The organism is Citrobacter sp. MGH 55 (genome assembly GCF_016906145.1).
GTDB lineage: Bacteria > Pseudomonadota > Gammaproteobacteria > Enterobacterales > Enterobacteriaceae > Citrobacter_A > Citrobacter_A amalonaticus.
Window position 1 is genome coordinate 3784666 of the sequence record NZ_CP070239.1, and the last position, 6446, is coordinate 3791111.

Below are 6446 nucleotides of genomic sequence, written 5' to 3' on the forward strand. Positions count from 1 at the left end.
TAAAAGAAGTCGAAATATATAGCACTTTTTTAGCGAAATTATCCAGGTGAATCCGAAGAGGGGTTACCACCTTAGTGGTATATAAAACCGACAATTGGGGCTATTTAGTAGCGGAACCGTTTCGTTATTGATTTGACTCAAAAAAAATATGGGTATTGCTGTTAGTTTCCTCGGCGACATGACAACTCTGGAAAAAGAGGGAAAGCAATGAACGTCAGCCGCAGAAAGTTTTTTAAAATCTGCGCGGGCGGTATGGCTGGAACAACGGTTGCTGCGCTGGGATTTACGCCCAAAATGGCACTGGCTCAATCGCGAAATTATAAACTGTTGCGCGCGAAAGAGATCCGAAACACCTGCACATACTGTTCCGTAGGTTGCGGGCTATTAATGTATAGCCTGGGAGATGGAGCAAAAAACGCCAAAGAAGCGCTTTATCATATCGAAGGGGATCCGGATCATCCGGTCAGCCGTGGCGCATTGTGTCCGAAGGGCGCCGGTCTGCTGGATTACATTCATAGCGAAAACCGTTTGCGCTACCCGGAATACCGTGCACCCGGCTCCGACAAATGGCAACGCATTAGCTGGGATGATGCACTGACCCGCATTGCAAAACTGATGAAAGCCGACCGCGACGCCAACTTTATCGAGAAAAATGAACAGGGCGTAACGGTAAACCGCTGGCTTTCCACGGGGATGCTCTGCGCCTCCGCCGCCAGTAATGAAACCGGCATGCTGACGCAAAAATTTGTGCGCTCACTCGGCATGCTGGCAGTAGACAACCAGGCGCGCGTCTGACACGGACCAACGGTAGCAAGTCTTGCTCCAACATTTGGTCGCGGTGCGATGACCAACCACTGGGTTGATATCAAAAACGCCAACGTCGTGATGGTGATGGGCGGTAACGCCGCTGAAGCCCATCCAGTGGGTTTCCGCTGGGCGATGGAAGCGAAGAACAACAATGACGCCACGCTGATTGTTGTCGATCCCCGTTTTACCCGTACCGCCTCGGTTGCGGATATTTATGCGCCGATTCGCTCCGGCACGGACATTACGTTCCTGTCCGGTGTGCTGCGGTATCTTATTGAAAATAACAAAATTAACGCCGAATACGTCAGGCATTACACCAACGCCAGCCTGCTGGTACGGGATGATTTTACCTTTGATGACGGTTTATTCAGCGGTTATGACGCGAAAAAACGGCAGTACGATAAGTCGTCCTGGAACTACCAGTTCGATGAAAACGGCTATGCCAAACGCGATGACACTCTGTCGCATCCGCGCTGTGTATGGAATTTGCTGAAACAGCACGTTTCCCGCTATACGCCGGACGTCGTCGAGAACATCTGCGGGACGCCGAAGGCTGACTTCCTGAAAGTGTGTGACGTGCTGGCCTCCACCAGTGCGGCGGATCGTACAACCACGTTCCTGTATGCGCTGGGTTGGACCCAACATACGGTCGGGGCGCAGAACATCCGCACGATGGCGATGATCCAGCTGTTGCTCGGCAACATGGGGATGGCCGGCGGCGGCGTGAACGCCCTGCGTGGTCACTCGAATATTCAGGGGCTGACTGACCTCGGACTGCTTTCCACCAGTCTGCCTGGTTATCTGACGCTGCCGTCGGAAAAGCAGAGCGACTGGCAGACCTGGCTGAACGCCAACACGCCGAAAGCCACGCTGGCGGATCAGGTGAACTACTGGAGCAACTATCCGAAGTTTGCCGTCAGCCTGATGAAAGCGTTCTACGGCGATGATGCGCAGAAAGAGAATGACTGGGGCTTTAACTGGTTGCCGAAATGGGATCAGGCCTACGACGTCATTAAATACTTCAACATGATGGATAGCGGGAAAGTCACCGGCTACATCTGTCAGGGCTTCAACCCGGTTGCGTCCTTCCCGGACAAAAACAAAGTGGTTCGCAGCCTGAGCAAGCTGAAGTACATGGTGGTGATCGATCCGCTGGTGACTGAAACCTCAACCTTCTGGCAGAACCACGGCGAGTCGAACGATGTCGATCCGGCGTCCATTCAGACGGAAGTGTTCCGCCTGCCATCCACCTGTTTTGCTGAAGAAGATGGCTCCATTGCCAACTCCGGGCGTTGGCTACAGTGGCACTGGAAAGGTCAGGATGCACCGGGTGAAGCGCGTAACGACGGTGAAATTCTGGCCGGGCTTTTCCATCGTCTGCGCGAAATGTATCGCACAGAAGGTGGTAAAGGTGTGGAACCGCTGCTGAAAATGCGCTGGGACTACAAACAGCCGGATCACCCAGAGTCAGAAGAAGTGGCGAAAGAGAACAACGGCTACGCGTTAGCCGATCTCTATGACGCCAACGGCGTGCTGATTGCGAAGAAGGGGCAACTGCTCACCAGCTTCGCGCAACTGCGTGATGATGGTACGACCTCGTCTTCCTGCTGGATCTACACCGGTAGCTGGACGGAGAAGGGCAACCAGATGGCCAACCGCGATAATGCCGACCCATCAGGGCTGGGCAACACGTTGGGTTGGGCATGGGCATGGCCGCTGAACCGCCGCGTGCTGTATAACCGTGCATCAGCGGATATCAACGGTAAGCCGTGGGATGCGAAACGTATGCTGATCCAGTGGGACGGGGCGAAATGGACGGGTAACGATATCCCGGACTTCAACACCGCGCCTCCGGGCAGCGCAACCGGCCCGTTTATCATGCAGCCCGAAGGACTGGGGCGCTTGTTTGCCCTTGATAAACTGGCGGAAGGCCCGTTCCCTGAACACTACGAACCAATGGAAACGCCGCTGGGTACTAACCCGCTGCATCCGAACGTGGTGTCCAGCCCGGTCGTGCGCATCTATGAAGATGACGTCTTGCGCTTAGGGAAGAAGGACGCGTTCCCGTATGTCGGAACGACCTATCGTCTGACCGAACACTTCCACACCTGGACCAAGCACGCGCTGTTGAACGCTATCGCGCAGCCGGAACAGTTTGTGGAGATCAGCGAAACGCTGGCCGCCGCCAAAGGCATTGGCAACGGTGACTACGTGAAGGTAAGCAGCAAGCGCGGATTCATTCGTGCGGTTGCGGTGGTGACACGTCGTCTGCGTACGCTGCACGTCAACGGTCAGGAGGTTGAAACCGTCGGGATCCCGCTGCACTGGGGCTTTGAAGGGGTGGCGCGTAAAGGCTATATCGCCAACACCCTGACGCCAAACGTCGGTGACTCAAACTCGCAAACGCCGGAGTACAAAGCGTTTTTAGTTAACATCGAGAAGGCGTAAGGGGGGCGAGCATATGTCTTTGGAAACGCAGGACATCATCAAACGGTCCGCAACAAACACGATTACGCCGCCACCGCAGGCGCGTGATTACAAAGCCGAGGTCGCCAAGCTCATTGACGTCTCCTCCTGTGTGGGCTGCAAAGCCTGCCAGGTGGCCTGCTCTGAGTGGAACGATATCCGTGACGAGGTAGGACATTGTGTCGGGGTGTACGACAACCCCGCCGATCTCAGCGCCAAGTCCTGGACGGTGATGCGTTTTAGCGAAACCGAACAGAACGGCAAACTGGAATGGCTGATTCGTAAAGACGGCTGCATGCACTGTGAAGATCCGGGCTGCCTGAAGGCCTGCCCGTCTGCGGGTGCAATCATCCAGTATGCCAACGGGATTGTCGATTTTCAGTCCGAGCACTGCATTGGCTGCGGCTACTGCATCGCCGGGTGTCCGTTTAATATTCCGCGCCTTAATAAAGAGGACAACCGCGTCTATAAATGTACACTCTGCGTCGATCGCGTCAGCGTGGGTCAGGAACCGGCCTGTGTCAAAACCTGTCCGACCGGGGCGATTCATTTCGGCACCAAACAAGAGATGCTGGAAATGGGCGAGCAACGCGTCGCGAAGCTAAAAGCGCGCGGCTTCGAACATGCTGGTGTCTATAACCCGCAGGGCGTTGGCGGTACGCATGTGATGTATGTCCTGCATCACGCGGATCAGCCGGAGCTCTACCACGGTTTACCGAACGAGCCGAAAGTCGACACCTCTATCAATCTGTGGAAAGGGGCGCTGAAGCCACTGGCGGCCGCCGGATTTATCGCCACCTTCGCCGGGCTGATCTATCACTACATTGGTATAGGTCCGAACAAAGAAGTGGACGATGACGAGGAGGACCATCATGAGTAAATCGAAAATGATTGTGCGCACGAAGTTCATCGATCGCGCCTGTCACTGGACGGTGGTGATTTGCTTCTTCCTGGTCGCGCTGTCGGGGATTTCATTTTTCTTCCCGACGCTGCAATGGCTGACGCAAACCTTCGGTACGCCGCAGATGGGACGCATTTTGCACCCGTTCTTTGGCGTGGCGATCTTTATCGCGCTGATGTTCATGTTTGTCCGCTTCGTTCACCACAACATCCCGGACAAGAAAGACATACCGTGGCTGAAAAACATTGTCGAAGTGCTGAAAGGCAACGAACACAAAGTGGCGGATGTCGGCAAATATAATGCCGGGCAGAAGATGATGTTCTGGTCGATCATGAGCATGATTTTTGTGCTGCTGGTGACCGGCGTGATTATCTGGCGTCCGTATTTCGCGCAGTATTTCCCGATGCAGGTGGTGCGTTACAGCCTGCTGATCCACGCAGCGGCAGGGATCATTTTGATCCACGCCATCCTCATTCATATGTACATGGCATTCTGGGTGAAAGGATCGATTAAAGGGATGGTTGAAGGGAAGGTGAGTCGCCGCTGGGCGAAGAAGCACCACCCGCGCTGGTACCGTGATATCGAGAAAGCAGAAGCGAAAAAAGAGAGTGAAGAAGGGCTAAACTAATTCCTTTTTCAGCAGATGAAGGCGCTACGCAGGTAGCGCCTTTTTTTTGCCATAAAAACGTCATGATCCTGTCATCGGCTAAACGTAACGTGTTGTCTTCACAAATAACCGAAGAGTTAACCAACAATGCATCTGGTCAAAAAATTGCTCGCTGTGAGCGTACTTCTTTCCGCGTCAGTTCAGGCGCAGAACATTCTCGAATTCCCACAGCCGGAGAACAATCCGGAAGAATTTTACGCCGTGACGGAAATCCCGGCAGGCGGGATCATTAAATATGAAACCGACGCCAATACCGGCTTTATCGTTGCAGACCGCTTTCAGTCGATGCCGGTGGCCTATCCGGCAAACTACGGTTCGCTGACCCAGTCGCTGGCAGGTGATGGTGATCCACTGGATGTGATTTTTTATACCCGCGCGCCGATGGCACCGGGAACGCTGATCAAACTGCGTGCGATTGGCGTACTGAAAATGATTGATGGCGGCGAGAAGGATGACAAAATTGTGGCGGTTCCCGCCAGCAAAATTGATCCTACGTATGACAATATCAAGGAACTGGCCGACCTGCCGAAAATCGAAGTTCAGCGCCTGGAATCGTTCTTCCGCGTCTACAAAGAATTACCGGAAGGACGCAAGAAAGTGGAGCTGAACGGCTTTAACGACGCGGCGACCGCAAAGCAGGAAATCAAACAAGCATGGGACGCCTGGAAAGCGAAAAAACCACAGCAATAAGCGATTTTGCCGGACGGGGTTTACCTGCCCGGCTGTCAACGCGATTACTGCACCGCCAGACGGCGCAGACGGGACACGTCCACGCTTTTTTGCGCTTGTGCCAGACTCCAGGTATTTTGCAGATTTAGCCACATTTCCGGGGAGCTGCCGATCACCACAGAGAGTTTGATCGCCATTTCCGGGGTGAGTGCCGCTTTGCCCGTGAGTAACCGGCTGGCGGTTGAGGGCGCAATCTCCATTGCTCTGGCAAATTCACGCAAACTGACGTTCAGTTCGTCCAGCGCTTCCTGAATGATATCCCCGGGGCGGGGATGATTCGCCATTTTCATTAATGATAATCCTCGTAATCCAGAATATACGCATCGCCATTGACGAATTCGAACGTCATACGCCAGTTGCCTGAAACCGATATTGACCAGACGCCATCACGATCGCCGCTCAGAGGATGCAGCCGGTAACCGGGCATGTTGATATCGTTCACGCAGCCTGCGGCGTCAATCACGGCGAGGCGGTGTCGCAAACGTTTGACGTGCTTTGCCAGCACGCCTGACGTTTTACCGTGAAGAAACAGGTCGCGTAATCCCTTGTGCCTGAAATTCATGATCATCCTTTTCACCTCGTTCCTTCATGAGGAACATTAGCATTGTGTTCCGTTCGGCGCAACAATTTTCGCCATCGCGTGTGCGATTGTGTGGCGAAATGAGCAAAGAGAAAAGGAGAGGGGATGAATACTGGAAAGCACCACGCAAATTGCCCGGCAAACCTCACGTTGCCGGGCATTGAGGGTTAAAGACGCGCGGTGATGTCGTCTATCTCTTTACGCCACTGAGCCTGCAACTGCGGTTTCTGGTGTCTCGGTTTTCGCGCCAGATCCTCAGCCAGACGCTGTTCAAGCATCAGCAGTTTTTCCAGCAG

The 6446-nt window shown here is 54.0% G+C and carries 6 protein-coding genes; 4 read left to right on the plus strand and 2 right to left on the minus strand.

Annotated elements, in window-relative coordinates; all coding sequences use genetic code 11:
* The first annotated feature begins 207 nt into the window (after nt 1-207).
* From fdnG to JTI98_RS15545, 4 genes are all read left to right on the plus strand, one after another.
* Entirely contained in the window at nt 208-3255 is a 3048-nt protein-coding gene (fdnG, locus tag JTI98_RS15530) for a formate dehydrogenase-N subunit alpha (RefSeq protein WP_156135250.1), read from the plus strand.
* Nucleotides 3256-3268: 13 nt separating this feature from the next.
* Nucleotides 3269-4153 carry a formate dehydrogenase subunit beta gene (gene fdxH, locus JTI98_RS15535; RefSeq protein WP_216081492.1) on the plus strand — a complete coding sequence of 295 codons (885 nt, stop codon included), beginning with the start codon at nt 3269-3271 and terminating at the stop codon, nt 4151-4153.
* Nucleotides 4146-4802 carry a formate dehydrogenase-N subunit gamma gene (gene fdnI / locus JTI98_RS15540; protein WP_043000691.1) on the plus strand — a complete coding sequence of 219 codons (657 nt, stop codon included), beginning with the start codon at nt 4146-4148 and terminating at the stop codon, nt 4800-4802. The genes fdxH and fdnI overlap by 8 nt, the downstream gene beginning before the upstream one ends.
* Before the next feature lie 126 nt (nt 4803-4928).
* The gene (locus JTI98_RS15545; protein ID WP_044257938.1) at nt 4929-5531 is read left to right on the plus strand and encodes an inorganic diphosphatase; all 603 of its coding nucleotides are present in this window, start codon (nt 4929-4931) and stop codon (nt 5529-5531) included.
* Between the two features lie 44 nt (nt 5532-5575).
* On the opposite strand, the gene JTI98_RS15550 is transcribed toward JTI98_RS15545, so the two are convergent.
* Nucleotides 5576-5860: a HigA family addiction module antitoxin gene (locus tag JTI98_RS15550; RefSeq protein ID WP_043000693.1), complete on the minus strand. Its 285-nt coding sequence runs from the start codon at nt 5858-5860 to the stop codon at nt 5576-5578.
* On the minus strand, nt 5860-6138 hold the full coding sequence (locus JTI98_RS15555) for a type II toxin-antitoxin system RelE/ParE family toxin (protein WP_043000694.1): 279 nt from the start codon (nt 6136-6138) through the stop codon (nt 5860-5862). The genes JTI98_RS15550 and JTI98_RS15555 overlap by 1 nt, the downstream gene beginning before the upstream one ends.
* Nucleotides 6139-6446: the final 308 nt, after the last annotated feature.